28 protein-coding genes are annotated in these 25,209 nt (G+C 38.4%); 24 read left to right on the forward strand and 4 right to left on the reverse strand.

Features of this window, described 5'->3' with window-relative positions:
* Window positions 1-2: 2 nt before the first annotated feature.
* The 3 genes from hisIE to BMX10_RS02955 all read left to right on the forward strand — a co-directional run bounded on the left by hisIE (window position 3) and on the right by BMX10_RS02955 (window position 2,879).
* Entirely contained in the window at window positions 3-626 is a 624-nt protein-coding gene (gene hisIE / locus BMX10_RS02945) for a bifunctional phosphoribosyl-AMP cyclohydrolase/phosphoribosyl-ATP diphosphatase HisIE (RefSeq protein WP_090439107.1), read from the forward strand.
* A 214-nt stretch (window positions 627-840) separates the two neighbouring features.
* Window positions 841-2,100 (forward strand): putative DNA modification/repair radical SAM protein, encoded by a 1,260-nt coding sequence (locus BMX10_RS02950; RefSeq protein WP_090439110.1) that lies wholly within the window; start codon window positions 841-843, stop codon window positions 2,098-2,100.
* A 35-nt stretch (window positions 2,101-2,135) separates the two neighbouring features.
* On the forward strand, window positions 2,136-2,879 hold the full coding sequence (locus BMX10_RS02955; protein WP_090439113.1) for a TIGR03915 family putative DNA repair protein: 744 nt from the start codon (window positions 2,136-2,138) through the stop codon (window positions 2,877-2,879).
* Window positions 2,880-2,955: 76 nt separating this feature from the next.
* Here the strand turns inward: BMX10_RS02955 and BMX10_RS02960 are convergent, their stop codons facing one another.
* Window positions 2,956-4,371: a sodium-dependent transporter gene (locus tag BMX10_RS02960; protein WP_090439116.1), complete on the reverse strand. Its 1,416-nt coding sequence runs from the start codon at window positions 4,369-4,371 to the stop codon at window positions 2,956-2,958.
* A 633-nt stretch (window positions 4,372-5,004) separates the two neighbouring features.
* Here BMX10_RS02960 and kal point away from each other — a divergent pair.
* The 13 genes from kal to prfA all read left to right on the forward strand — a co-directional run bounded on the left by kal (window position 5,005) and on the right by prfA (window position 16,264).
* Window positions 5,005-5,388: a 3-aminobutyryl-CoA ammonia lyase gene (kal, locus tag BMX10_RS02965; RefSeq protein WP_090439119.1), complete on the forward strand. Its 384-nt coding sequence runs from the start codon at window positions 5,005-5,007 to the stop codon at window positions 5,386-5,388.
* 15 nt (window positions 5,389-5,403) lie between these two features.
* Window positions 5,404-6,222, forward strand: a complete 819-nt coding sequence (kce, locus tag BMX10_RS02970) for a 3-keto-5-aminohexanoate cleavage enzyme (protein ID WP_090439122.1) — start codon at window positions 5,404-5,406, stop codon at window positions 6,220-6,222.
* Window position 6,223: 1 nt separating this feature from the next.
* Window positions 6,224-6,868, forward strand: a complete 645-nt coding sequence (gene fsa / locus BMX10_RS02975) for a fructose-6-phosphate aldolase (RefSeq protein WP_090439125.1) — start codon at window positions 6,224-6,226, stop codon at window positions 6,866-6,868.
* A gap of 19 nt (window positions 6,869-6,887) precedes the next feature.
* Complete coding sequence (gene fabG / locus BMX10_RS02980; RefSeq protein ID WP_090439128.1) at window positions 6,888-7,628, forward strand: 3-oxoacyl-ACP reductase FabG; 741 nt, start codon at window positions 6,888-6,890, stop codon at window positions 7,626-7,628.
* A gap of 258 nt (window positions 7,629-7,886) precedes the next feature.
* A complete protein-coding gene (gene glpX / locus BMX10_RS02985) occupies window positions 7,887-8,888 on the forward strand; it encodes a class II fructose-bisphosphatase (protein WP_090439131.1) in 1,002 nt (333 codons plus the stop codon).
* 42 nt (window positions 8,889-8,930) lie between these two features.
* On the forward strand, window positions 8,931-9,899 hold the full coding sequence (glpX, locus tag BMX10_RS02990; protein ID WP_090439134.1) for a class II fructose-bisphosphatase: 969 nt from the start codon (window positions 8,931-8,933) through the stop codon (window positions 9,897-9,899).
* A gap of 152 nt (window positions 9,900-10,051) precedes the next feature.
* Window positions 10,052-11,401 (forward strand): transcription termination factor Rho, encoded by a 1,350-nt coding sequence (gene rho, locus BMX10_RS02995; RefSeq protein ID WP_090439137.1) that lies wholly within the window; start codon window positions 10,052-10,054, stop codon window positions 11,399-11,401.
* A gap of 144 nt (window positions 11,402-11,545) precedes the next feature.
* Window positions 11,546-11,743, forward strand: a complete 198-nt coding sequence (rpmE, locus tag BMX10_RS03000; RefSeq protein ID WP_090439139.1) for a 50S ribosomal protein L31 — start codon at window positions 11,546-11,548, stop codon at window positions 11,741-11,743.
* A gap of 98 nt (window positions 11,744-11,841) precedes the next feature.
* Complete coding sequence (locus BMX10_RS03005; RefSeq protein ID WP_090439142.1) at window positions 11,842-12,429, forward strand: thymidine kinase; 588 nt, start codon at window positions 11,842-11,844, stop codon at window positions 12,427-12,429.
* Between the two features lie 16 nt (window positions 12,430-12,445).
* Window positions 12,446-12,613, forward strand: coding sequence for a hypothetical protein (locus tag BMX10_RS17905; protein ID WP_170834655.1), 168 nt, complete (start codon window positions 12,446-12,448; stop codon window positions 12,611-12,613).
* 445 nt (window positions 12,614-13,058) lie between these two features.
* Complete coding sequence (locus BMX10_RS03010; RefSeq protein WP_090439145.1) at window positions 13,059-13,994, forward strand: DUF1385 domain-containing protein; 936 nt, start codon at window positions 13,059-13,061, stop codon at window positions 13,992-13,994.
* A gap of 58 nt (window positions 13,995-14,052) precedes the next feature.
* On the forward strand, window positions 14,053-14,925 hold the full coding sequence (gene prmC, locus BMX10_RS03015) for a peptide chain release factor N(5)-glutamine methyltransferase (protein ID WP_090439148.1): 873 nt from the start codon (window positions 14,053-14,055) through the stop codon (window positions 14,923-14,925).
* Between the two features lie 268 nt (window positions 14,926-15,193).
* A complete protein-coding gene (gene prfA / locus BMX10_RS03020) occupies window positions 15,194-16,264 on the forward strand; it encodes a peptide chain release factor 1 (protein WP_090439151.1) in 1,071 nt (356 codons plus the stop codon).
* Between the two features lie 34 nt (window positions 16,265-16,298).
* Here the strand turns inward: prfA and BMX10_RS03025 are convergent, their stop codons facing one another.
* The 3 genes from BMX10_RS03025 to BMX10_RS03035 form a co-directional block, all read right to left on the reverse strand.
* Window positions 16,299-16,910 (reverse strand): stage II sporulation protein M, encoded by a 612-nt coding sequence (locus tag BMX10_RS03025; RefSeq protein ID WP_170834656.1) that lies wholly within the window; start codon window positions 16,908-16,910, stop codon window positions 16,299-16,301.
* Between the two features lie 109 nt (window positions 16,911-17,019).
* Window positions 17,020-17,793 (reverse strand): DUF3169 family protein, encoded by a 774-nt coding sequence (locus tag BMX10_RS03030; protein ID WP_090439157.1) that lies wholly within the window; start codon window positions 17,791-17,793, stop codon window positions 17,020-17,022.
* Entirely contained in the window at window positions 17,790-18,008 is a 219-nt protein-coding gene (locus BMX10_RS03035) for a helix-turn-helix transcriptional regulator (protein ID WP_090439160.1), read from the reverse strand. Before BMX10_RS03035 ends, BMX10_RS03030 begins: the two co-directional genes overlap by 4 nt.
* A 347-nt stretch (window positions 18,009-18,355) precedes the next feature.
* Here BMX10_RS03035 and BMX10_RS03040 point away from each other — a divergent pair, with 347 nt between their 5' ends.
* The 8 genes from BMX10_RS03040 to upp all read left to right on the forward strand — a co-directional run bounded on the left by BMX10_RS03040 (window position 18,356) and on the right by upp (window position 25,204).
* A complete protein-coding gene (locus tag BMX10_RS03040; protein ID WP_244272620.1) occupies window positions 18,356-19,093 on the forward strand; it encodes a ZIP family metal transporter in 738 nt (245 codons plus the stop codon).
* 73 nt (window positions 19,094-19,166) lie between these two features.
* The gene (locus tag BMX10_RS03045) at window positions 19,167-19,607 is read left to right on the forward strand and encodes an FHA domain-containing protein (RefSeq protein WP_090439166.1); all 441 of its coding nucleotides are present in this window, start codon (window positions 19,167-19,169) and stop codon (window positions 19,605-19,607) included.
* Window positions 19,608-20,819 (forward strand): FtsW/RodA/SpoVE family cell cycle protein, encoded by a 1,212-nt coding sequence (locus tag BMX10_RS03050; protein ID WP_090439169.1) that lies wholly within the window; start codon window positions 19,608-19,610, stop codon window positions 20,817-20,819.
* The gene (locus BMX10_RS03055; protein WP_090439172.1) at window positions 20,806-22,215 is read left to right on the forward strand and encodes a peptidoglycan D,D-transpeptidase FtsI family protein; all 1,410 of its coding nucleotides are present in this window, start codon (window positions 20,806-20,808) and stop codon (window positions 22,213-22,215) included. The genes BMX10_RS03050 and BMX10_RS03055 overlap by 14 nt, the downstream gene beginning before the upstream one ends.
* On the forward strand, window positions 22,212-23,264 hold the full coding sequence (locus BMX10_RS03060; protein ID WP_330387790.1) for an L-threonylcarbamoyladenylate synthase: 1,053 nt from the start codon (window positions 22,212-22,214) through the stop codon (window positions 23,262-23,264). Before BMX10_RS03055 ends, BMX10_RS03060 begins: the two co-directional genes overlap by 4 nt.
* A 57-nt stretch (window positions 23,265-23,321) precedes the next feature.
* Entirely contained in the window at window positions 23,322-24,020 is a 699-nt protein-coding gene (locus BMX10_RS03065) for a low molecular weight protein arginine phosphatase (RefSeq protein ID WP_090439175.1), read from the forward strand.
* 91 nt (window positions 24,021-24,111) lie between these two features.
* Complete coding sequence (gene rpiB / locus BMX10_RS03070; RefSeq protein ID WP_090439178.1) at window positions 24,112-24,561, forward strand: ribose 5-phosphate isomerase B; 450 nt, start codon at window positions 24,112-24,114, stop codon at window positions 24,559-24,561.
* Window positions 24,562-24,574: 13 nt separating this feature from the next.
* The gene (gene upp / locus BMX10_RS03075) at window positions 24,575-25,204 is read left to right on the forward strand and encodes a uracil phosphoribosyltransferase (RefSeq protein ID WP_090439180.1); all 630 of its coding nucleotides are present in this window, start codon (window positions 24,575-24,577) and stop codon (window positions 25,202-25,204) included.
* Window positions 25,205-25,209 lie beyond the last annotated feature (5 nt).

The raw sequence follows: 25,209 nt of genomic DNA on the forward strand, positions 1-25,209 counted from the left end.
AAATGAAGGAATTAACGGAGTTAAGATTTGATGACAAGGGGCTAATTCCTGCCATTATCCAAGAGGAGGAAACCAAAGAAATTCTGATGATGGCTTATATGAATGATGCATCTCTAAAGAAAACCCTTGAAACAGGAGAGACCTGGTTTTGGAGCCGCAGTAGAGGAGAGCTATGGCATAAGGGGGGAACCTCAGGGCATATCCAGAAGGTAAGAGAAATCAGCTATGATTGTGATGGAGATACCCTATTGGTAAAGGTTACCCAAGAAGGAGCAGCCTGTCATACTGGCGAAAAAAGTTGTTTTTACAATCCCATTTATAGGGAAGACAGAGAAGAAGCTGTCAATGGAGAGATACTACAAAAACTATATGATGTAATCGCTGATCGGAAAGCCAACCCAAAGGAGGGCTCTTATACTAATTATCTCTTTGATAAGGGCATAGATAAGATTCTAAAAAAAGTAGGTGAAGAAACTGCAGAGGTCATCATTGCTGCAAAAAACACTGATAAAAATGAGCTGGTATATGAAGCAGGGGACTTATTATATCACCTATTGGTGCTACTGAAGGAAAAAGACATTGCACCAGAGGAGATATTTAAAGAGCTAAAAAAAAGAGCAAAGTAGAAAAATAAATAATTATTCCTATAACCTAGTACCTTTTGTATTGGCATATACATTGAGGTCACTAGGTTTTTATATCAAAAAAAACCAAAGGGACGGGGGACGGTTCTTTGTCCCTCAATTCACCTCGACCCAGTACGAACATATGTTTGACACCTATTTCCTTTTGAGATAAAATAGAAGCATAAGAAGGCGATGGATTGGAGAGGTGAAGGAAGTGGAGGTATTAAATAAGCTGGAGATTTTAGCGGATGCAGCAAAGTATGATGTTTCCTGTTCATCCAGTGGCAGCAATAGAAAAAATACCAAAGGAGGGATAGGCAGCGGCCATAAGTCAGGAATCTGTCATAGCTGGTCGGAGGATGGTCGATGTATATCTCTGCTCAAGATATTGCTTACCAACGAATGTATCTATAACTGTGCCTACTGTGTAAATAGAATCAGTAATGATATACCAAGAGCTTCCTTTACACCTGAAGAGGTGGCGGAGCTGACAATAAACTTTTATAAGAGAAATTACATAGAAGGACTTTTTTTAAGTGCTGCTGTCGTGAAAAGTCCTGATTATACGATGGAGCTTTTGATTAAAGCTGTTCAACTGCTACGGCAGCAGTATCACTTCAATGGCTATATACATATGAAGGCCATACCAGGAGCAGATCCAAGGCTTATCTATGAAGCTGGAGAATTGGTAGATAGAATGAGTATCAATATTGAACTTCCCTCCAGCAATGGCCTTAAGCTTTTGGCGCCGCAGAAAAAGAAGGAGGCTATTATAAAGCCTATGGGGTTGATATCCTCTCAGATTATTCAGAGGAAGGAAGAAAGAAGGCTATATAAAAGGGCAGCAAGCTTTGTACCTGCAGGACAAAGTACACAGCTGATTGTGGGGGCTACTCCAGATAATGATTTAAGTATCCTGAGACTATCAGAGGGACTGTATAATAAATTTAGCTTGAAAAGAGTTTATTATTCTGCTTATGTCCCTGTATCTACAGACAATAGACTTCCAGCTATAGCAGCTCCTCCTTTGTTAAGGGAGCATAGGCTTTATCAAGCGGATTGGCTTTTGAGATTTTATGGTTTTAACGCCCAGGAGCTTTTACAGGAGAGTCAGCCAAATTTTGATACCATGCTAGATCCAAAGTGTGATTGGGCCCTTCGAAATATCCACCTATTTCCTATGGAAATTAATAAAGCACCCTATGAAATGCTGCTGCGAATCCCTGGCATAGGAGTAAAATCCGCCCAGCGTATTGTGGCAGCTAGAAGGTTTCATTTTTTAAGCTATGATAGTCTAAAGAAGATAGGTGTGGTACTAAAGCGGGCAAAGCATTTCATCACCTGTGATGGTAAATATTATGGTGAAGTAGGCTTTAAGGAAAAGCTGATCCGTCAGGTGCTGGTGGGACAAGAGCCTCAGCATGAAAAAACCAACATAAGAGAGGGACAGCAGCTATCTATGTTTACATCCTAAAGCATAGTAATTAGTAGAAAATGGAGGAAGAATCAGTGATAGATTATATTTATGACGGCAGCTTTGAGGGGCTTCTAACCGCCATTTACGAAGCTTATTATCGCAAGGAAAAGCCAGAGAAGATCATTGCAAAGGGAGATATCCAAGAGGATCTTTTTGTAAGCTACCTACATATTGAAACAGAGGAAGAAAAGGCAGAAAAGGTATATAATGCCATCAGAGACAAGATATCACCAATAGCCTTAAAGAATGTCTTTTATGGATTTCTATCGGAGGATGTAGATGCTGGTACATTTATTTATAGATATCTGCAGCTAGGATTTAAAGCAGGGGAAAAGATTGATCAGTATCATACCCATGAAGCTGTATTTCAGCTACATAAAATAAGTAGAAGAGTAGGAAAGGAAGCTCATTTAATGCTGGGGATTATAAGATTCCAAAAGCTAAAGGGAGAATTATACTATGCAGTCATAGAGCCGCAGTATAATATCACAGCATTGGTAGCTCCTCACTTTGCAAAACGGCTAGCATCGGAAAACTGGGTAATCCACGACAAAAAAAGAAACATAGCATCCTTATATAACAAAAATCAATGGATTATTACGGAAGGAAATCTGCAGGGAGAAATAGTATTAGATGATGAAGAGCTACAATATCAAGAGATGTGGCAGCAGTACTTTAAAAATATAGCCATTAAAACCCGAATCAATCCCAAGCTGCAGAGGAACTATTTACCCAAAAGGTATTGGAAGCATTTGATTGAAATGAAGAAAAAATAGAATACAGAACAAAGATAAAAAGACTATTAGCGAAAAGCCAATAGTCTTTTAGGTTACAAACTTATTTTATTATACACTATAGTTTCTTAGAGAATACTGCTAGCACAAAAATCATCAATAGTCCAAAGATCATTAAGCCTGTTTGTTCTATTGATGCGATACCAGCGATAGCAACGATAGTAATCGCTACAGGAATTACAAATTTTACTAGGTTATACCATGCTTCAAATAATCCAAACTGAATTGTTCCACCATTTGTAAGTTCTTGTCTAAGTTCTTCCTTATCAAGGAACCATCCAACGAATACACAAAGCAATAGTCCACCGATGGCTAAGAAAATCTTATCAGTTAGGATGTCAAAGAAGTCAAAGAATCCAACTCCAAATAGTGTTACTCCTGACATTGAACCTAATGATAGAGATGAAAGAACGCATAGTACAGTCATAGCAGCAGATACAGAGTAAACTGCTTTCTTTCTTTCCATACCTCTTTCGTCAATAAAGTAAGCAACTGCAACCTCCATTAGAGATACAGAGGAAGTAAGAGCTGCCACTGTTAAGGCTACAAAGAAGATAAGAGATAATATTGTACCAATACCGCCCATTGCAGAAAACACAGTTGGGATAACAACGAATACAAGGCCAGGACCAGCTGCTGGCTCCATGCCAAAGGCAAAGATTGCTGGGAACATAGCGATACCAGCTAATAGAGCAACTCCAACGTCCATACCAGTTACAAGTACAGCATTATTTGCAAGATTTTCTTTCTTGTTTAGGTAACTTCCATAGGTAATCATACAACCCATACCTAGACTCAAGGAGAAGAAGGCTTGACCTAATGCCGCTAAATAAGTTTGACCTGTTACCGCTGAGAAGTCAGGTCTAAACATATAACCAAGTCCTGCTGCTGCCCCTGGAAGCGTAAGACTTCTAAAGGCAATTAATACTAAAAGACCAAATAATACAGGCATCAATATTTTTCCAGCTTTTTCAATACCGCCTGCAATACCTTTTGCTACAATCACTACATTAAATACCATAAAGATAAGCATCCATACTAATGGTTGTGTGGAACCGGTAATAAAGGCACCAAAGGAATCTCCTATTGCTGCAGGATCAGCCAATAGTCCAGTAAAGGTTTTTGCAACATAAGCTGCTGACCAACCACCAACTACTGGGTAGAAGCCCATGATAAAGAATGCACTTAAGACCCCTATGGCTCCTGCAAAGGTCCAGTTACGGCTCTTACTTTTGTAAGCACCAACAGCTGCTCGATTTGATTTTCTACCTACGGCAAATTCGGCAATCATAACACTAATACCGATAAATACAACAAAAACTAAATAAATAAGAAGAAATGCCGCCCCACCATTTTCACCGAGTAGATATGGGAATCTCCAGATGTTACCAAGACCAACGGCTGAACCAGCTGCTGCCATGATAAACCCTATCCTGGACCCCCAATTCTCTCTTTTTACTGCAGTTTTTTCCATTAAAAAGTCCCTCCCTTTAAAAATAATACGATTAGAAAATAAATAAGTTCTAGATTAACTCTCAATTCCTAATAATTACTATTTCCCTCTATACAAGATACAACTCCAAGTGAGCTAACCCATTGGAGAAAAACTGTGAGAGTAGATTGTTAAAAATTATTAGAAAATTTAAAGTAATCTATATATTAAATAATTATACAATGATGCTTGGCTACATGCAAGTGTTATTTTGTTAACGATTAATAAAGTTTTTTGAACTACTAAAAAATTGCAATAAATAAATAAATATACAATAGCGAGTGCATAAAAATACAAAGAGAAATAACAATAATTTACAAATGCTAATAATTAATATAGGCTGAAAACATTTTATTGAAAATTATATTATATAAAAATGTCGGTGAATAATTATTTAAGGAAAAATTTTAAAAGTATTATTTTCCAAAAAAATTTTCTGTAAAATAATAAAGGGTAGAAAAGAAAGAAGGAGCTTTTTAGAGAAACAAGCATGGAATTGTAGAGAATACTTTTTATATATGATATCATAATAATAATGAAACAACCATTATTATCCAAAATCACGAATCAAAGGGTTTTACAAGAGATAATGGTATTAATAAGGAGGAATTATATATGAAGGCGATGATTAGAGTAAGAATGGGTATGCATGATGCTCATTATGGAGGAAACCTAGTGGATGGGGCGAAAATGCTGCAGCTTTTTGGAGATGTGGCTACAGAGCTGTTAATCCGAAATGATGGAGATGAAGGCTTGTTTGTAGGCTATGAAAGTGTAGAATTTACTGCTCCAGTTTATGCTGGGGATTATATTGAAGCCGTTGGTGAAATCGTTAAAGTTGGTAACAGCTCTAGAAAAATGACCTTTGAAGCTAGAAAGGTGATTGTACCCCGTCCTGATCTTAATGAATCTGCATGTGATGTTTTAGAGGAGCCAATGGTGGTATGTAAAGCTATAGGCACCTGTGTAGTACAAAAAGATAAACAGAGAAATAAGTAGAAGGAGGAGGTTTTTATGGATAAGCTAATAATCACTGCTGCCTTAACAGGAGCGGAGGTGACGAAGGAATTACAGCCTAATCTGCCAACAACACCAGATGAAATCGCTGAAGAGGCATATCAATGCTACTTAAAGGGTGCCTCCATCGTTCATATTCACGCAAGGGATAAAGAAAGGCAGCCAACACAATCCTTTGATATTTATAAGGAAATCAAAGAAAAGATTGAAGCAAAATGTGACATCATCTTTCAGCCCTCCACAGGAGGCGCTGTATGGCATGGTCCTGATGAGAGGCTGCAGCCGGTGGATTTAAAGCCAGAAATGGCTACTTTAAGCTGTGGTACCTGTAATTTTGGCCCTGATGTTTTTATGAATAGTGAGGAGTATATGGAGAAGTTTGCTTCCAAAATGAAGGAGCTGGGTGTAAAACCAGAGATGGAGATTTTTGAAAGAGGTATGATTGAAAATGCCAAGAAACTGGCAAAAAAAGGATTGGTAGAAACCCCAATGCATTTTGATTTTGTTCTGGGGGTACCAGGAGCTTGTCCAGGGACACCGGAGGATTTACTGCATATGATGAGGGCTATTCCAGAAGGCTCTACATGGACGGTAGCAGGAGTTGGTAGACATGAACTGCCACTGGCTACAATGGCTATTATACTGGGAGGTCATGTCAGGGTAGGATTTGAGGATAATATCTTCTATAGCAAAGGAGAACTGGCAAAATCTAATGGACAACTAGTGGAGAGAATTGTGAGAATCGCCAAGGAGCTAGGTAGAGAGGTAGCTACCCCTCAGGAGGCTAGAAAAATTTTAGGAATAGGACGGGGATAAGATGAAGCTATTTATTGACACGGCAAATGTAGAAGAAATAAAGGAAATCGCCAGCTGGGGTATACTAGAAGGCGTCACCACCAATCCTTCTCTTATTGCTAAGGAAGGAAGGGTGTTCAAAGAGGTAATTAAAGAAATCACTGAAATCGTTGATGGACCCATCAGTGCAGAGGTTATCAGCCTTAAAGCAGCGGAAATGGTGGTGGAGGCAGAGGATTTAGTGAAAATTCATGAAAATATTGTCATCAAAATACCTATGACAGACGAGGGATTAAAGGCGGTAAAAGTGCTATCCTCTAAAGGAATAAAAACCAATGTCACCTTAGTATTTTCACCAAGCCAAGCCTTGATGGCGGCCAAAGCTGGAGCCACCTATGTCAGCCCTTTTTTAGGAAGACTGGATGATATTGGTCATACAGGTGTAGAGTTAGTAAAGGAAATTGTAGAGATTTTTGATCTTTACTTAATCGATACAGAGGTAATTGCCGCTAGTATTCGTCATAGCATGCATGTGCTGGAGACTGCAAAGGTAGGCGCCCATATCGCAACCATACCCTATGGGGTATTTAAGCAAATGCTGAAGCATCCTTTAACGGATAGCGGTATAGACCGTTTCTTAAAGGATTGGGAAAATGCAGTAAAATAATAAAGGAGGAGGGTATATAATGCGACTAAAAAACAAAGTTGCAGTTGTTACAGGCTCGGCAAGAGGGATAGGAAAATCTATTGCTGAAAAATATGCTGCAGAAGGAGCTAGAATTGTTCTGGTTGATAGAAGCCTGGAGGATGTAGAAAAGACTATAAAGGAAATGAAGGAAAGCTACAGTGAGGTGTATGGCTATGGGATGGATGTAACGGATAGATCTCAGGTGCAGCAGGTATTTGAAAGAATTGCAAAGGAATTAGGGACTGTAGATATTTTGGTAAACAATGCTGGTATTACAGCAGATGCTCAGATGTATAAAATGACGGGAGAGCAATGGGATAATGTCATCAATGTCAATCTAACGGGGGTATTTAACTGCTCTAAGGAAGCTGTAAAAATCATGAGGGAAAAGGAATATGGTAAAATCATTAATATTTCCTCTGTTGTTGGATTATATGGAAATTTTGGGCAAGTAAACTATGCTGCAACAAAATCTGGTGTCATTGGTATGACAAAAACAATGGCAAAGGAATTAGGTAGGAAAAATGTCAATGTCAATGCTGTATGCCCAGGATTTATTGCTACAGAGATGACAGAAAAAATGCCGGAAAAGGTATTGACCATGATGAAGGAAAAGGCACCTTTAAATCGATTAGGAACTCCAGAAGACATCGCCAATGCCTGCTTGTTCTTGGCTTCTGAAGAGGCTAGCTTTGTGACGGGTACAGTATTATCAGTAGATGGTGGGATTGTACTATAGCAGAGATAGATAATAAAATATTTCTACAATAATAAATGGAGATAGGATATATGATTGCATGTGCAATGGATCCTATCTCTTATTTTATTGTTTTATAATTTTCTTCGGTCCACCAATAGTTTTATTGCAGAAAAGGGAATAATATTGTTGAGAATATATTGAGATTAGTATATTATATTGATAGTATGAAGGATAATAAGTATAACGCAATTCATAAAATAAGATAAATGCTACTAGCTATGAGAAGGAGGAAATAGAATGGATAGAAGTTTATCACTTGAGTTAGTCAGGGTGACGGAAGCAGCTGCGTTAGCCTCGGCCTCTTATATGGGTAGGGGAGATAAGGAGGGTGCTGATCAGGCGGCGGTGGATGGTATGAGAAGCACTTTCTCCGGGCTTTCTATTAAAGGAACAGTGGTGATTGGTGAAGGAGAATTAGATGAAGCACCGATGCTATATATTGGAGAGGAAGTAGGCTGCGGTAAAGGCTATGAGGTAGAGGTGGATATCGCTGTTGATCCTTTAGAGGGTACCAATTTGATTGCAAAAGGGTTACCCAATGCTATTGCAGTTGTTGCTATTGCACCAAAGGGTTGTTTACTACATGCCCCAGATACATATATGAAAAAAATTGCTGTAGGGCCTAAGGCAAAGGGCGCTGTAGACATAAATGCACCTATTAGACAAAATCTTGAGGCTGTAGCAAAGGCATTGGATAAAAATATTGAAGATGTTACAGTGATTATACAGGATAGAGAAAGACATAAAGACATTATTAAAGAGGTGAGGGAAGCTGGTGCTCGAATCAAGCTCTTTAGTGATGGTGATGTGGCGGCTGCTATGGCTACTGGTTTTGAAGAAACCGGTGTAGATATTATGCTGGGGATTGGCGGGGCACCGGAGGGTGTGATTGCTGCTGTTGCCTTAAAATGCTTAGGTGGAGACATGCAGGGAATTCTTTATCCTATGAGTAATGAAGAAACAGCAAGGTGCAGGGAATTAGGCTTAAGTGAGGAAGATGTAAATCGAGTATTGTCACTTGATGATCTAGTCAGCAGTGACGATTGTTTCTTTGCTGCTACAGGTATTACTCAAGGAGATTTATTAAAGGGTGTACTTTATCTAGGAAACAATAAGGCGCAAACCCATTCAGTTGTTATGAGGGGAGAGACTGGTACCATAAGATTTGTGGAGGCCATCCATCGTTTAGATAAAAATGAAACCATGATAGAGGTATTAAAGAAGCATAAGAAATATTAAGGGACAGAAGGCAAGCAAATTTTTGAAAGGCAGGTGATCTGTATGGATAGAAACTTAGCATTGGATTTAGTTAGAGTTACTGAGGCAGCTGCGCTAGGAGCTGCAAAGCATATGGGTAGAGGGGATAAAAATACTGCTGATCAAGCAGGCGTTGACGGCATGCGGAAGATGTTTGAGAGTATGAACATAGAAGGCATCGTTGTGATAGGCGAGGGTGAGATGGATGAAGCGCCTATGCTTTATATAGGAGAAACTGTAGGCAAAAAAGGGGAAAAAGCTATGAAGGTAGATATTGCTGTAGACCCTGTGGAGGGAACCAACTCTGTAGCAAAAGGGCTTCCTAATGCCATCGCAGTAGTTGCCATGGCCCCTAGGGGCTGTCTATTAAATGCTCCTGACATGTATATGGATAAAATTGCTGTTGGGCCTAAGGCAGCTGGAAAGGTGAGTTTAAGTGCTACTGTTCTGGAGAATCTTAAAGCAACGGCAGATGCCTTAAATAAAAGTATTACAGATTTGACGGTGACGATGCTGGATAGACCTCGACATCAGGAGGTCATAAAGCAATGTAGAGAAGCTGGTGCAAGGATTACCTTATTTAAGGATGGAGATGTGGCAGCAGCCTTGGCTACCTGCTTTGAATATACTGGAGTAGATATCATGCTGGGGATCGGAGGTGCTCCTGAAGGAGTTATTGCCGCTGCTGGTTTAAAATGCTTAGGAGGCCATTTTGAGGGAAAGCTGGTTCCTTATGAAGAGGAAGAAAAACAGCGATGTATAAAAATGGGGGTAGATGTCAATAAAAGACTATACATGGAGGACCTGGTAAAGGGAGAAGAAGTATATTTTGCTGCTACTGGGATTTCTGATGGGGATTTGTTAAAGGGAGTTATGTATAAAGGAAATCATATAGTAAAAACCCATTCTGTAGTAATGCGCTCTGAAACCGCAACTATACGTTTTATAGAAGCTATCCATAAGCTTAACAAAAAACCCTCCTACGCTTATTAATCTAAGATGCAGCATAAGCTCTAGGCAACAAATCTCATGAAATAATTGACAGATATGACAAAACATGATAGCATGATTAAAAAATAATATTGTTTAGGGACAAAGCTTATCCTTCTTTGTCCCTGTTGTATTCATTACTTGGAGGTGTAGTGTTGGATAATTCGGATTTACACGAAATGAAACTACCGGAGCTTCGTGAGGAAGCAAAGAAGCTAGGGCTGAAGAATTGGGCAAAGTATAAAAAGGCCGAATTAATAGATGTCATTTCACAAATGAAGGAAAAAGAGAAAAAAGAACAAGAGGAAGTATCTAAAGACAAAACAAATAAAAATATAAATGCAAAAAATAGAGAATTACCTCAGCATCTATCTGATGAGATACCAGAAGGCGAAGAAATGAACATAGCAGAGGGCATACTAGAGATACATCAAGATGGCTATGGCTTTTTACGAAGGGAAAACTATCTTTCTAGTGATAGTGACATTTATATATCGCCATCTCAGATTAGAAGGTTTAACATGAGGACTGGTGACAAAATCACTGGTATAACTAGACCTCCTAAAAGCGGCGAAAAGTTTAAAGCTCTTCTATATGTAAAAAAAATTAATGGATTAAATCCTGAATCCGCTATTCGAAGACCAAACTTTGAAGATCTTACCCCTATTTATCCCAAAGAAAGAATTAACTTAGAAAACCAAACCAGCGAGTTGTCTACTCGTTTAATTGATATGATTGCCCCTATAGGTAAAGGACAAAGAGGAGTTATTGTTGCCCCACCCAAGGCTGGAAAAACTATTCTTTTGCAAAAAATTGCAAATAGTGTGGCCATTAATTACCCAGAAATCGATATCATAGTATTGCTAATCGACGAACGGCCTGAGGAAGTAACGGATATGCAAAGATCCATCAAAGGGGAAGTGGTTTATTCTACTTTTGATGAACTTCCAAGTCATCATATCAAAGTGGCGGAAATGGTGTTGAACCGTGCCCAGCGGTTAGTGGAGCATGGGAAGGATGTATTGATTCTATTGGATAGCATTACTAGACTGGCGCGAGCCTACAATCTAACCATCCCACCTACCGGCAGAACTCTTTCTGGTGGACTGGATCCAGGAGCATTACATAAACCCAAAAGATTTTTTGGTGCTGCTAGAAATCTCGAAGAAGGAGGCAGTCTTACCATTATAGCCACTGCTTTAGTAGAAACTGGCAGTAGAATGGATGATGTGATTTTTGAGGAATTCAAGGGTACAGGAAATATGGAGCTTCACTTGGATAGAAAGCTTTCAGAGAAAAGGATTTTCCCTGCTGTGGATATTAATAAATCCGGTACTAGAAGGGAAGAATTATTGTTAGATCAGACAGAGCTGGAGGCTATATGGAGCATTAGGAGAGCCATGAGCAATAATCCTGTACAGGAGGTTACTGAAAAAATTGTTAATAACCTGATGGAAACTAAGAAAAACAGGGATTTTATAGAAAAGATTAGGAAAAGTATTTAAGGATTTTTTTTCTTGTCACTATTAAGGAACTATGCTATAATGTAGTAGTTAAATTGCTGACCAAAAACAATGGTACGTCAATACTTAATAAAACTAGTTTATATTCTTTTATCATAAGTTTTTTAACGGAAAGAGGTGAAAGCAATGAAAAAGGATATCCATCCAGAATACAATCAAGTAGATGTTTTTTGTGCATGTGGAAATAGCTTCAAAACAAAATCAACAAAAAAGGAAATCAGAGTTGAAATTTGTTCAGACTGTCATCCTTTCTACTCAGGCAAGCAAAAGTCTGTAGAAAAAGGTGGACGTGTTGAAAAATTCAAGAAAAAATTCGGCATGTAAGTTTCCTAATATAAGCACTCAATCAAGGTTAGAAGGAATCCTTTCTAGCCTTGATTTTTTGCAAAAAAAACTTCTATTTAGGGTTAGGGGATGAACTGATGGTAGATATCGTAGAATATGCCCAAAGTGGCAGTATAGAAGTGATTGTGGGACCCATGTATGCAGGGAAAAGTGAAGAGTTGATTAGAAGGGTCAATAGAGCTCAGATTGCTGAGCTAAAGGTAGTGGTTTTTAAACCAGCTATTGATGATCGATACTGTGGCGGCAATATTACTTCCCATAATGGCAAACAACTGAAATGTATAGCGATAGATGGTGCTGAAGAAATAATGAATTACATAGAGAAAGAAGATTTTGATGTGCTGGCCATAGATGAGGTACAGTTTTTAGGAGAAGCGGTTATAGAGGTCTGTCAAAGAGTTGCTGACAAAGGAAAGAGAGTCATTGTATCAGGACTAGATATGGACTTTAGAGGTGAACCCTTTAGTGTATTGCCTCATTTGATGGCGATGGCGGAGTATGTGACAAAGCTGACGGCAGTTTGTATGGTATGCAAAATGCCTGCTACCAGAACCCAAAGATTGGTAAACGGGCAGCCGGCAAAATATAGTGATCCTATTATTTTGGTAGGGGCAAAGGAAAGCTATGAAGCTAGATGTAGAAAATGCCATGCGGTAGCCAAATAGAAAAAGGAGGTTTTTTATGTCTAATGCTTTGATGATTATAGGATTATTGGGATTAGTTGCAGGTGTGATTTCTCCGGTGTTCAGGGTGTTAAATAAAAAATCAAAACGTTCTAAAGGATGGGTATTGATTACATTATTATCCCTTTTGATTTTTATACTAGGTGTAATCTTAGGGATAGAGTAAAAAAACATAGATGAAACCATTTAAAACGAGTGCCTTCAATTTATTACTTGAATGCACTCGTTTTATTGATAATAGATTCGGAAGTAGCTATACCAATCCTTTAATTGCTTTGGTGGACTAAGATTTTTCATTTTTCACCTATCAACGCCTCTCTACATTAGTTTTTTCAAAAAGTTTTGTAAAACTATGGAGCATATTTGTGTTTCTAAGGTTACAGCTTCCTAATAAAAGCCAATTTCTTGTTGAAATGATTGATAGGGAGCTACCGGATTCTATTATATTATATATATACGCAAAACTTGGAAGGTTTAAACCCTAAATATAAAAAAAAATAAAAAAAATATAGAATTGCAAAATGATAAGAGTTATTATTTAAGAATAGTAAATTTGCATGAGATGGTATATAATAAGATAGTAAAACTATTTTTAGAAAGGAATATAATTTATGGGAGAAGTACGACGAACCAGTATAGGGGGCCAGGCATTAATTGAAGGCGTTATGATGCGGGGTCCTAAAGAAATAGCCATTGTTGTGAGACGTCCTGACCAGCAGCTTATAGTAAAAAAAGAAGCAGTTGGAGGTATAGTACAAAAATATAAATTGAACAAGATTCCGATTCTAAGAGGCGCTATTGCCTTAATAGATTCCATGGTATTGGGTATGCGCTCCCTAACCTATTCTGCAGAAATTGCAGAGGAAGGAATAGAGGAGGAAGAACCAGATAAGTTTCAGAAAATGATGGAAAAGCTTTTTAAAGATAAGGCCAATGATGTATTACTTTATACATCTGTTGCAATAGCCATGGTAGTGTCCATAGGATTATTTTTCATAGGACCTACCTTTGCCACCAGCTTCCTTGGAAGATATGTAGAAAAAAATATTGTTTTAAATCTAGCAGAAGGCTTTTTACGATTAAGTATGTTTCTTGGCTATGTTCTTTTGATCTCTAGAATGAAAGACATTCAAAGAGTGTTTCAGTATCATGGGGCAGAGCATAAGGCAATTTATTGCTATGAGCATGGTGAAGAACTGACGGTGGAAAACACCCGTAAGTATACAACCCTGCATCCAAGATGCGGAACCAGCTTTTTATTTATTGTCATGACGGTAAGTATTATTATGTTTTCTATGATAGGATGGCCAAATCCATGGATAAGGGCTGCCACAAGATTAGCATTACTGCCTGTAGTAGCGGGAATATCCTATGAAATTATTAAAATAGGAGGCAGAAGCAGTTCTCCTATTATGAAAATGATCAATTATCCTGGAATGCTGATGCAGAAGCTGACCACCTTTGAACCAGATGATGGGCAACTGGAGGTGGCAATAGAAGCCTTAAAAAGTGTATTGGTGGAAAACGAAGAAGAAACCAAGTGGTAAAAAGTCAAAGCCTCCGTCTATGCAAGTAAAGATGGAGGCTTTTAAAGGAGGAATCCTAGTGATTACAGCCAAAGAAATCTTAAAGGAAGCAGTGGAGAAACTAAAGGCGAAAAATATCGACACCCCTCAGCTGGATGCTGAGGTGGTTTTATGTAATTTGCTGGGGATTGAAAGGGTAAAGCTGCACATCTATCCAGAAATGGAAATTTCCCGGGAAATTTGTCATAGATATTGGGAAGCTGTAGAAAAAAGGCTAAAGCATATGCCGGTACAGTATATCATTAATCGACAAGAATTTATGGGTTTGGATTTCTGGGTAGAGGAAGGTGTATTGATTCCCAGGGGAGATACAGAGATTCTAGTAGAGAAGGTAATAGAGCTTTATAGGAAGCATTATTCACCTGATAGTGTTAAGGTGCTGGATATAGGGGTAGGCAGTGGCGCCATCTCTGTAAGCCTAGCTGCCTTTATACAGGACTGCAGGGTAACTGCTGTAGATATTTCTCCAAAGGCATTGAAGGTGGCACTGAAAAATGCAAAAACCCATCAAGTGGAGGATAAAATTACTTTTGCTGAGGGAAGTCTATTTACACCACTAGTAGAGAGAAATAAGAAGGAAGGTTTTGATTTTATTGTTTCCAATCCCCCTTATATACCAAAACAAATAATAGCAAACCTGTCAAAGGAAGTGAAGGATTATGAGCCATCCTTAGCCCTAGATGGTGGGGAGGATGGATTGGATTTTTATAGAAAGATTGTTGAAGAGGCTCCTATGTTTTTAAGAAAAGAAGGCTGGTTAGTTTTTGAAATCGGTCATGATCAAGGAGAAGACCTGAGTAAAATAATGGAGAAAAAAGATTTTAGACATATAGAAATCATAAAGGATTTAGCGGGACTAGATAGGGTAATAATAGGAAAAAGAGATTACTGATAATATATTCATTAGATGCTAATTCAAAGATATTTGTTTCTGCTGTTTCATCAAGGGATCATACTTGTATATGTAGGACCCTAGTATTCAAAAAATATATCTTGAAGGGTTACATCTACAGGAGATCCTTCAATAAATTTCAAATTATGTAGTCCTTTCTCTATAAATTTGATATAATATAGAGTTGGTAGCAATAAAAACTATAAATAATTACGACATAGCTATTACGAAAATAAGCTACAAGTCAATTTATATATGAGGTGAGACAATGTTAGAAAAATTGGATTTTTTACAGGAAAAATATGAGGACTTAGGGGTAAAAATCAGTGACCCTGATGTAATCAATAATCAAAATCTATGGCAAAAACTGATTAAGGAGCATTCAGAGCTAGAGCCAATCGTGGGAAAATACAAAGAGCATAAGGCTGCAGAGACTGCCCTGAAGGATGCTAAGGAAATTCTTTATGATAAAGCTGCCGACGAAGAGCTAAAAGAAATGGCTAAAATGGAAATAGACGATTTAGAGGAAAAAATAGAAACATTAAGAGAAGAACTAAGAATTCTATTGCTTCCAAAGGACCCTAATGATGATAAAAATGTTATCGTAGAAATACGTGGCGGTACAGGGGGAGAAGAAGCGGCGCTGTTTTCTGCTAACCTCTTTAGGATGTATACAAGATATGCAGAAAGACAGGGCTGGAAGGTAGAAATGATGAGTTTAAATGAAACTGGAGTAGGGGGTTACAAAGAGGTTATCTTTATGATCAAGGGAAAAGGAGCCTACTCCCATCTAAAATATGAGAGTGGTGCCCATAGAGTACAAAGAATTCCCTCCACCGAGTCAGGTGGAAGAATCCATACCTCAGCTGCTACTGTAGCGGTGCTGCCAGAGGTAGATGATGTAGAGTTTCAAATCAATGCCAATGATCTAAGGGTTGATGTTTTCCGTTCCTCCGGCTGTGGTGGACAAAGTGTTAATACCACTGATTCCGCTGTACGGATTACCCATATGCCAACAGGCCTAGTGGTTTCCTGTCAGGATGAAAAATCTCAGTTAAAAAATAAAGAAAAGGCTTTAAAAATCTTAAAGGCAAGACTTCAAGATAAAGCAACACAGGAGCAACAGGATGAAATTGCACAAAATAGAAAAAGTCAGGTTGGATCAGGAGATAGAAGTGAACGTATTCGAACCTATAACTACCCACAGGGACGAGTAACAGATCATAGAATCAACGTAACCCTATACAAGCTAGACAGCTTCCTAGATGGGGATATGGCGGAGATGATAGATGCACTGATTACTTCCGATCAGGCAGAAAAACTGAAAGCAGTAGAATAGAAAAAGATGGCCTAAAGAGCCATCTTCTTTAGTTTTATAGCAAAAGAGGCACTAAGAAAGCTTCTAAAATAGCCGCTATAAGAATCAAAGGTATGATAATCAGTAAAAAGCTTTTACCAACCATGAGTGTGGTGGCTTTCAGTGGTATGTCTTTTCTCTTCTTAGAAAAAATCTTTTTTGCTACTGTAAAACTTAAATAGATCCCTATGCTGCCGGTTAAAAATAATGCTGTTAATTCAGGAATCCCATGAGGAAGTATACCTGCTACTAATACATACATTGCGCTTTCTCCCTGCATCTTTATGAAGGCCAGAAGAACACTGATTGTTGCTGTAGTAATCAATGCACTGACAGCTGGAAGAATGACGATTGGGATAAATGCTGCTAGTAGGGATACCAGTGCAGCTCTTAGATTGTTGATCAATATTAACCTGAACATATCCAGTTGACTCATTTCAGCAACAAATCCTTTGTCTTCAAACATCCCCATAAGACCTTCCATTGCCTCCATTGCAGCATTCTCATTTAAAAGCAAACCTCCATATAGCAGTATGGAAAAGCCAATGGAAATCCCTAAAATCCAGAAAAATCCTTTCCTATAATAATTTTTAAAATTATTCCATTCCTTTAAATATAGTTCTCTCATTATATAAATTCCTCTCCCTTTTTTACATTGTAAATAATGATTATACATGCAATCAATTATAGATAGAAAGCATTCATATAGACACAGTAGTCTTTTCTCATCTATACTGTTAACCTACATTATATTTTCTCACTTCACGGAAATAGATAATCTTTAGTAGTATCCAGATGATAGATATAAGTAGAACTGGAAAAATAACGCCTCTGAAAAAGAAATTGAATACCAATAAAGCAGCTAGAAATATGGTAAATATTTGGTCTATAGACATAAAAGCTTTGTAGCAGGCTTGGTAAACGATCCACTTCTCTCCCTCATCAAGCCTTTTAAAATACTCGGCATGGGCATCTATATCCTTCAGGTTAAAGGGTTTATCAGGATAAACTTCATTATGGTAGTCTAAAATACGCTTTTGTAGTAGGCTAATAAATAAGAGCATAGCTAATGGAATCAAAAGAAGAAACTGGCTGCTTAATTGTTCCTTTAGTGCTAAAGTTGTTCCTAACCAACAATGGGATCCTACTGTGGCAATGGTACTAAGCATTAATGCTCTTTCTATTTTTGTCTCATAGATTTTTTCTTTTTCTAATGGATTTTCAAATACATCTTCTCTAGACTTGCTTTGCTTGAATTGATATAAAAGATAAATCATCCATAGACTTAGAATCATTAAAACACTCAATCCTCCAATAAAATTAGAGGAAAAAATAATTTTTCTTAATTGAAACATAGCTTCAATCTCTGTCATTGTTAAAGCTTGCATAGATGTATCAAAGGTGTCTTCTGTCAGAGCAACAATAAATCCTAGCCCAGCCCCTATTAATGCACAGATTCCAATCCACTTGATATAGCTGACCTTCATAAAAGCTTCTACGATTTTTTTCATCTCTCTACACCTCCTTGCTCTTCTAATTGAAAAACATCCTCCACCTTTACTTTGAAAGTAGCTGCTATTTTCAAAGCTAACACTACAGATGGCGAATAATCTCCCTTTTCTATTAAACCAATAGTTTGGCGAGATACTCCGATCAAATTTGCCAGCTGTTCTTGACTTAAATTATCCCTTGCTCTAAATAATCTTACTTGGTTTGTAAGCTCCATCATAACCCTCCTTGGATTATAATAAGTAGTGTGCTTGCCTATTAAGTCAAATAAATGCCTTCCTAATAAGTGCGTCAAGTAAAATTGTAAACGATTATTGTCATTTTGTCAATAATTATTGTCATAAAGACAACTATCATTTACATATTGGTATTTTTAACCACTTTATAATATTAATAAAACTTAATAGTAACCCGAGAAGTCATCTTGTAAATTGAGAAGTAATCTCTGTAACCGACAATTTCACAAGCATGTCTCCACAATAAGTGGGGTCTATTTGTCTGGGGATAAGAATATATATTTAAAAGCTGAGGTGCTTTTATATAGAGTTTTAAGGGGGAAAATAGATGAGTGACTTGTGGAGGACTACTTTGATTGGATTGATGGTGGGAATGATAGGAACTGGACTTGGAGGGTCTATGGCTTTTTTGCTAAAAAATCCCTCAAAGCGGTTTTTAAGTGGTATTATAGGATTATCCAGTGGTTTGATGGTAGCCATTGTTACCTTTGAATTGATACCTGAGGCTTTTATGCTGGGAGGAACTATACAAATTGCAGTTGGTATTGCCATTGGTGCATTTCTGGCATCCTATTTAGATATTATGATTTCTCATTTATATAAAAAGAGTTTATATGGAAAGCCTGGATTCATTAAAACGGGTGTGTTATTGGGAGTAGGTATTGCCCTCCATAACTTTCCAGAGGGATTGGCCATCGGTTCAGGCTTTGTTGCTCAATCAAGGCTGGGGGTTGGGCTAGCCATTGTTATTGCCCTCCATAATATGCCGGAAGGATTGGCGATGGTGACACCTATGAGGGTTGGAGGATACTCTAGTACGAAGGCTTTTTTGCTGACTTTAGCAGCAGGAGCTCCAATGGGATTGGGAGCTTTTGTAGGAGCTTTTATTGGAACCTTTGCTTATGGTTTTATTGGGGTATGCCTTGCCTTTGCAGGCGGGACAATGCTATATATAACCTTTGGGGAGCTTATTCCTAGGGCAAAGGATTTATATGGCGGCAGGATTTCTACTATCTGTTCCATCTTTGGCTTTATTGCTGGCATGTTAATTTCTAAAAGTTTTTGATTTTCTTGTTAATTGATGATAATTTGGTATAAAATAAGAAGAAAATAAAATTTATTTTACAGGTGGTTCTTTTATGTTCCCAATTCTTTCTTGGACAATCCGATACATTTTTATTGGCCTTATTTATTATTTTATCTATCATATTATAAGGCTTATTTATCTTGACATAAAACATATCAATGAAAGACAGAATAAACAATTTGACAGCCCTTATCTCAAACTGGTGAATCGCAAGGAGACTTTAGATTTTGAGATTCAGGAGTTTTATGATTTAAAGGATGTGGTGACCCTTGGTAGAAGTAAGGAGAATGATATCCAGATTTTGGACAAGTTTATGTCCTCTTCTCATGCGAAGATTACCATGGACGAAGATGAATATTTTTTGGAGGATTTAGAAAGTGTAAATGGTACCTATCTAAATAGTACACAGATAGAAGATGTTGTGAAGCTAAAGAGTGGAGATAGGATTGGTTTGGGACAGGTGGAGTTTTTGTTTGTAAAAGAGGTGGATTAAATGCGGCCCATTGGTATCATGGTTATTATAAATGCTTTGTTGTTTGGGCTATTGTTCTTATTGGTAGAGCCCTTGGATCCTTCTATCCTTATGGCAGGAGGCATCTTGACCCTGTTGATCATAATCTCTTATATTATTATCGTTAAGGGGAATATGGGGGACCAATATTTATTTTTGATTATTTCTATGCTCTCTAGTCTAGGGGTAGTAATGATTTATCGTTTAGACCCTGTTTTTGGATTTAGACAAATCACCTGGTATGCTTTAGGAGTATCCTTATACTTTGTAAGCTACATCATCTTCCTCTGGGTAAAAAATTGGGACAGGTACCTTTATTTATATATTGGCTTTGGCATGTTGTTATTTCTCTTAACCTTTGCATTAGGCACCACTGTAAAAGGGGCTACCAACTGGATTCGGGTCGGGGGATTTACCTTCCAGCCTGCAGAAATCATCAAGCTAAGCTTTGTTTTTTTTGTTGCAGCCTATTTTACTTTCCCAGAAAAATTGAAAAACATCTATTTTTTTCTAGGGGTTGTCTACCTACATATTATATTTTTGGTGTTTCAGAGAGATATGGGAATGGCAATGCTTTTTTATGGAATATTTATTAGTATTTTTTATGTCTATTATCAAGATTATAAGCTGTTCCTCTATAATCTAGGTGCATCTATTTTGATTGTGGTCTTTGGTTATTATACTATGACTCATGTGCAGGTGCGGTTTGAAGCCTGGCTCAATCCATGGAGGGATATTGCTGGGAGGGGCTATCAAATCACGCAATCCTTGTTTGCTATAGGGACTGGCGGTTTTTTTGGTACTGGCCTAGGAATGGGAAGTCCTGATTTTATTCCTGAGGTTCATACGGATTTTATTTTTTCTGCCATCTGTGAGGAAATGGGTGTGTTTGGTGGTATGGCGGTAGTGCTTTTATATTTCATTCTCATGTATAGAGGCTTTAAGATTACTTTAACTATACAAAATACCTTTAGAAAGATACTAGCTCTAGGCATCATTTTGACCTACAGCTATCAAACCTTTATGATTATTGGTGGGGTCATCAAGCTGATTCCTTTGACGGGGATTACGCTACCATTTATTAGCTATGGAGGCAGTGCTTTGGTTTCTGCTTTTATTGCCTTTGGTATCATGCAGGCCCTTTCAAAAAGATCGCAGGAAGTAGAGGAGTTGTTGGATCTTGGAGAGCAATAAAAAAATTATTCATTTAATCGTAGTAATAAGCCTATTGTTTTTGAGTATCATAGGTTATTTAACGTATTTCCAGATATTTAGAGCTACTGCTATCCTAGATAATCCTTATAATAAGAGACAGTGGGAGAGGGAGGACAATACCCTAAGGGGAAGGATTTATGATAGGAATGGTGTTGTATTAGCAGAAAGTGATGTAGTCAATGAAAGGCCCGTTAGGAGTTATCCCCATAATCAGCTTTATAGTCATGTGATTGGGTATAGCTATAAGCAGTATGGACGATCAGCTATTGAATCCCATTATAATCAACAGTTGATGGCTTTAAATCCTGAAAGCCCTGTGGCCAGAATACGTGAACAGCTAGCGGGAGATATGATAAAGGGGAACGATCTTATCTTAACCATTGATCATGAAATTCAAAGAACTGCAGAAAGATTATTGCAGGGGAAAATGGGGTCTATTGTAGTCATCAATTCAACTACAGGAGAGATCCTGTCGATGGTCAGTAAGCCAGACTTTAATCCCAATACTTTGGTAACGGATTGGGGACAATTGGTAAACGATGAGAGAAGTCCTCTGATGAATCGCAGTACCAACGGATTGTATGCACCTGGGTCTACCTATAAAACCGTGATTACTGCAGCAATCCTAGAGAATATTTATATTATTGATGAGAATTATGACTGTACAGGAAGCATTATCATAGATGGCTACAGCCTTTCGGATTATGGCAATACAGCTCATGGAAGTCTTGATCTAACAGAATCTTTAGTGGTCTCCTGTAATACCAACTTTGCAAGAATGACTGTGGATTTAGAAGGAGAGAAAATAAGAGAAATCTCAAGAAAATTTTTTATGGACCGGCCCATCCAAGGGGACATACCTATTAAGCAAAGCAGATTTCCCTATGGAGATGCTATCGAACCCACAGATTTAGCCGCCATTGGCATAGGTCAAGGAAGACTGCAGGTAACGCCGCTGCATATGGCGCTAATTGCCTCTACCTTTGCCAATGATGGTATCATGATGAATCCATATATTATAGGAGAAGTACAAAGTCCTCAAGGTAGAGCTTTAGAGAGGGGCAGCCAGCAGGAGAATAGGGTTGTTTCACATGAAATAGCTGAGGAAATAAGAGCTATGATGATTGCTGTTGTTGAAAGAGGAACGGGAAGAAGGGCAGCCATACCAGGAGCAGTGGTAGGAGGCAAGACTGGAACAGCAGAAAATGAAACAGGAAGAAGTCATGCATGGTTTATCGGCTTTGCTAACCGTGGAGAGACACAGGTGGCGGTGGCAGTGATTTTAGAAAGTCAGGGAGAAGCTGGTGGAGTAGCTGCTGCTCCTATAGCAGGAGAAATAATGCAGGAAGCGCTGAGAAGAGGTGGGACAAATTGAAGAATACCATGATTATAGAAATAGATTGTGACAGGATGGATGAAAAAAAGTTAATAATAGCTGCTAAGATTCTGAGGGAGGGTGGAACGGTTGCCTTTCCAACAGAAACCGTTTATGGGTTGGGGGCCAATGCTTTGGAAGCAGAGGCGGTAAAAAAAATATTTGAAGCCAAGGGAAGGCCGTCGGATAATCCCTTAATCGTACATATTGCAAGAATGGAGGAGGTTAAAAGTCTGGCGAAGGAACTCTCAGAGGATGCCCTGAGAGTGATGGAGGCCTTTTGGCCAGGACCTCTTACTGTGGTTCTAAATAAAAAGGAGGTTGTACCTACTGTGATTACTGCTGGTCTACAAACTGTAGCCATAAGAATGCCAGCACATCCTATTGCGAAAAAATTGATTGCCCTAGCAGAAGTACCCTTAGCAGCTCCCAGTGCCAACATTTCAGGGAAGCCAAGCCCAACTAGGGGAGAGCATGTTGTAGAGGATTTAGATGGAAGGGTAGATGGGATTATTATGGGTGGCAGCTGCCATGTAGGAGTAGAGTCGACAGTGCTGGATATGACGGGAGAAATCCCTACGATTCTAAGGCCAGGGGGTATTACTAGGGAAATGCTTCTACAGGTATTGGAGAGGGTTGAGGTGGATGGAGCTTTGGGGGGAGATACAGATGCTATACCAAAGTCTCCAGGAATGAAATATACCCACTATGCACCAAAGGCAGCGGTCTATATTGTCAAAGGGATAGAAGAAAAAACTGTAGAAAAAATAAAGGAACTGGCATCAGTTTATAGAATAGAAGGAAAAAAAGTAGGAATCCTTTGTTTTGACGAGTCCTATCCACAGTATCAGGAGGGGCTGGTAAAATCTGTTGGAAGTCGCAGGGAGCTGAATCTAGTGGCCTCTAATTTATTTAAGGTCCTAAGGGAATTTGATGGCACAGAAGTAGACATCATACTGGCGGAAGCTGTAGAGGAAGCCGATTTAGGACAGGCTATTATGAATCGCTTGATGAAGGCAGCAGGATATCGGGTCATAAATGCAAAATGAAAAGTGAAGAATAAAAATTAGGATAGTATTTTTTCTTTGGAAAGGGATGAGAGATTAATGAAAACCATTCTATTTGTTTGCACTGGCAATACCTGCCGAAGTAGTATAGCAGAAGTGTTATGTAAGGATTTAATAGAAAAAGCAGGAGAGGACTTAGGAGACATAAAGGTTATCTCTGCTGGCACCAGTGCCATGAAGGGAGACAAGGCCTCCTATGCCTCCAAGGAAATCATCAGAGAAAAGGGGTTATCCTTGGATGATCATGAAGCCAGAGCTTTGACAAAGGATTTGATTGATGAAGCGGATTTGGTTTTGACTATGACCACCAATCATAAACATGCAGTATTAAACATGGCACCTCAGGCGGAGAATAAGGTATATACACTGAAGGAATATGCAAATGATGGGGAAAATCTAGAGGATGTCTTAGATGAAATGAATGAAGTATACAGAAAAATCAGTACCAAAAAGCAACGCTTCATGTTAGAAAATCAAAAAAAGCTAAAGGAGCTAAAGGAAAAAAGAGATGCTTTAGTAAGAGAACTGAAAAGTGTAGAGAGGGAAGTGGAAAAGCTTGAAAAGGACTTTCAAGAGGAGATTACAGACTGCGAGGATCAACTGATTTTCTTGAAAACCAAGCTGCCAGAAATGGATATTGTAGATCCTTTCGGCCAGCCTATAGATGCATATAGAAGAAGTGCAGTGGAGATAGAGGAATCCTTGAAAAAATTATTAAAAAAATTATTAAAAAAATAAAGGGATATTTAGAAACATATCGAATATTATACTGGTTAAACTATTATAAGTTATTTGTAGATTTTTATAGCTGTTATTTGGAGGGGTCAGAATGAAAATAGCCATAGGCAGTGATCATGGAGGATATGGTCTTAAGGAAATCATAAAGGAACATCTTAAAGACAAAGGGTTCTTTATAACGGATTTTGGTACAGACTCTGAAGCTTCCTGTGACTACCCAGAGTTTGCTGAGAAGGTAGGAGAGGCAGTGGTGAAGGCAGAATACGATAGAGGTATCTTGATATGTGGGACGGGAATCGGTATATCGATAGCTGCTAACAAGATTCCAGGTATCCGCTGCGCCTTGGTAGGGGACTGCTTTTCTGCAAAAGCTACTAGACAGCATAATGATGCAAATGTTTTAGCTTTGGGAGCCAGGGTAGTTGGACCAGGGCTGGCATTAGAAATAGTTGATGTATGGTTAAACGCTGAATTTGAAGGTGGGAGACATCAAAAGAGGGTGGAGAAAATCAGTAGTATTGAAGAAAAATACTATAAATAAAGGAGGATTTTTTATGAGTAAAGTAGTGACAATAGATCACCCATTGATTCAACACAAGCTGACATTAATAAGAGATAAAGATACAGGTTCTAAAGATTTTAGAGATTTGGTGAAAGAGGTTTCCTTATTAATGGGCTATGAAATTACTAGAGATCTTCCTTTACAGGAAATTGAGATAGAAACTCCCGTTGGACCAACAAAGGCGAAGGTGATATCTGGTAAAAAACTGGGGATTATTCCTATACTAAGAGCGGGATTAGGTATGGTGGATGGATTCTTGCAGCTGATACCAGCGGCGAAGGTGGGGCATGTTGGTTTGTATAGAGATCCAGAAACCTTGGAGCCGGTTGAATATTACTGCAAGCTGCCATCAGATGTAGAGGAGAGGGATTTGATTGTATTGGATCCTATGCTGGCCACTGGAGGATCTGCCAATGCAGCTATACAGTTCTTGAAAAACAGAGGAGCTACCAATATAAAGCTAGTATGTTTGATTGCTGCTCCAGAGGGAATTGAAGCCATACAAAAGAAGCACCAGGATGTAGATATCTATGTAGCGGCTATTGATGAAAGATTAAATGAGCATGCCTACATTGTACCAGGATTAGGAGATGCAGGAGATCGTTTGTTTGGAACAAAATAGGAAAA

This window comes from Natronincola peptidivorans (genome assembly GCF_900111615.1).
Taxonomy (GTDB): Bacteria; Bacillota; Clostridia; order Peptostreptococcales; family Natronincolaceae; genus Natronincola_A; species Natronincola_A peptidivorans.

Excerpts from the sequence above, each read along its gene's own strand:
- hisIE (WP_090439107.1), top strand. The coding sequence starts at position 3 with ATGAAGGAATTAACGGAGTTAAGATTTGATGACAAGGGGCTAATTCCT.
- BMX10_RS02960 (WP_090439116.1), bottom strand. The coding sequence starts at position 4,371 with ATGGAAAAAACTGCAGTAAAAAGAGAGAATTGGGGGTCCAGGATAGGG.
- kal (WP_090439119.1), top strand. The coding sequence starts at position 5,005 with ATGAAGGCGATGATTAGAGTAAGAATGGGTATGCATGATGCTCATTAT.
- kce (WP_090439122.1), top strand. The coding sequence starts at position 5,404 with ATGGATAAGCTAATAATCACTGCTGCCTTAACAGGAGCGGAGGTGACG.
- fsa (WP_090439125.1), top strand. The coding sequence starts at position 6,224 with ATGAAGCTATTTATTGACACGGCAAATGTAGAAGAAATAAAGGAAATC.
- fabG (WP_090439128.1), top strand. The coding sequence starts at position 6,888 with ATGCGACTAAAAAACAAAGTTGCAGTTGTTACAGGCTCGGCAAGAGGG.
- glpX (WP_090439131.1), top strand. The coding sequence starts at position 7,887 with ATGGATAGAAGTTTATCACTTGAGTTAGTCAGGGTGACGGAAGCAGCT.
- glpX (WP_090439134.1), top strand. The coding sequence starts at position 8,931 with ATGGATAGAAACTTAGCATTGGATTTAGTTAGAGTTACTGAGGCAGCT.
- rpmE (WP_090439139.1), top strand. The coding sequence starts at position 11,546 with ATGAAAAAGGATATCCATCCAGAATACAATCAAGTAGATGTTTTTTGT.
- BMX10_RS03005 (WP_090439142.1), top strand. The coding sequence starts at position 11,842 with ATGGTAGATATCGTAGAATATGCCCAAAGTGGCAGTATAGAAGTGATT.
- BMX10_RS17905 (WP_170834655.1), top strand. The coding sequence starts at position 12,446 with ATGTCTAATGCTTTGATGATTATAGGATTATTGGGATTAGTTGCAGGT.
- BMX10_RS03010 (WP_090439145.1), top strand. The coding sequence starts at position 13,059 with ATGGGAGAAGTACGACGAACCAGTATAGGGGGCCAGGCATTAATTGAA.
- prfA (WP_090439151.1), top strand. The coding sequence starts at position 15,194 with ATGTTAGAAAAATTGGATTTTTTACAGGAAAAATATGAGGACTTAGGG.
- BMX10_RS03025 (WP_170834656.1), bottom strand. The coding sequence starts at position 16,910 with ATGAGAGAACTATATTTAAAGGAATGGAATAATTTTAAAAATTATTAT.
- BMX10_RS03030 (WP_090439157.1), bottom strand. The coding sequence starts at position 17,793 with ATGAAAAAAATCGTAGAAGCTTTTATGAAGGTCAGCTATATCAAGTGG.
- BMX10_RS03035 (WP_090439160.1), bottom strand. The coding sequence starts at position 18,008 with ATGGAGCTTACAAACCAAGTAAGATTATTTAGAGCAAGGGATAATTTA.
- BMX10_RS03040 (WP_244272620.1), top strand. The coding sequence starts at position 18,356 with ATGAGTGACTTGTGGAGGACTACTTTGATTGGATTGATGGTGGGAATG.
- BMX10_RS03045 (WP_090439166.1), top strand. The coding sequence starts at position 19,167 with ATGTTCCCAATTCTTTCTTGGACAATCCGATACATTTTTATTGGCCTT.
- BMX10_RS03050 (WP_090439169.1), top strand. The coding sequence starts at position 19,608 with ATGCGGCCCATTGGTATCATGGTTATTATAAATGCTTTGTTGTTTGGG.
- BMX10_RS03065 (WP_090439175.1), top strand. The coding sequence starts at position 23,322 with ATGAAAACCATTCTATTTGTTTGCACTGGCAATACCTGCCGAAGTAGT.
- rpiB (WP_090439178.1), top strand. The coding sequence starts at position 24,112 with ATGAAAATAGCCATAGGCAGTGATCATGGAGGATATGGTCTTAAGGAA.
- upp (WP_090439180.1), top strand. The coding sequence starts at position 24,575 with ATGAGTAAAGTAGTGACAATAGATCACCCATTGATTCAACACAAGCTG.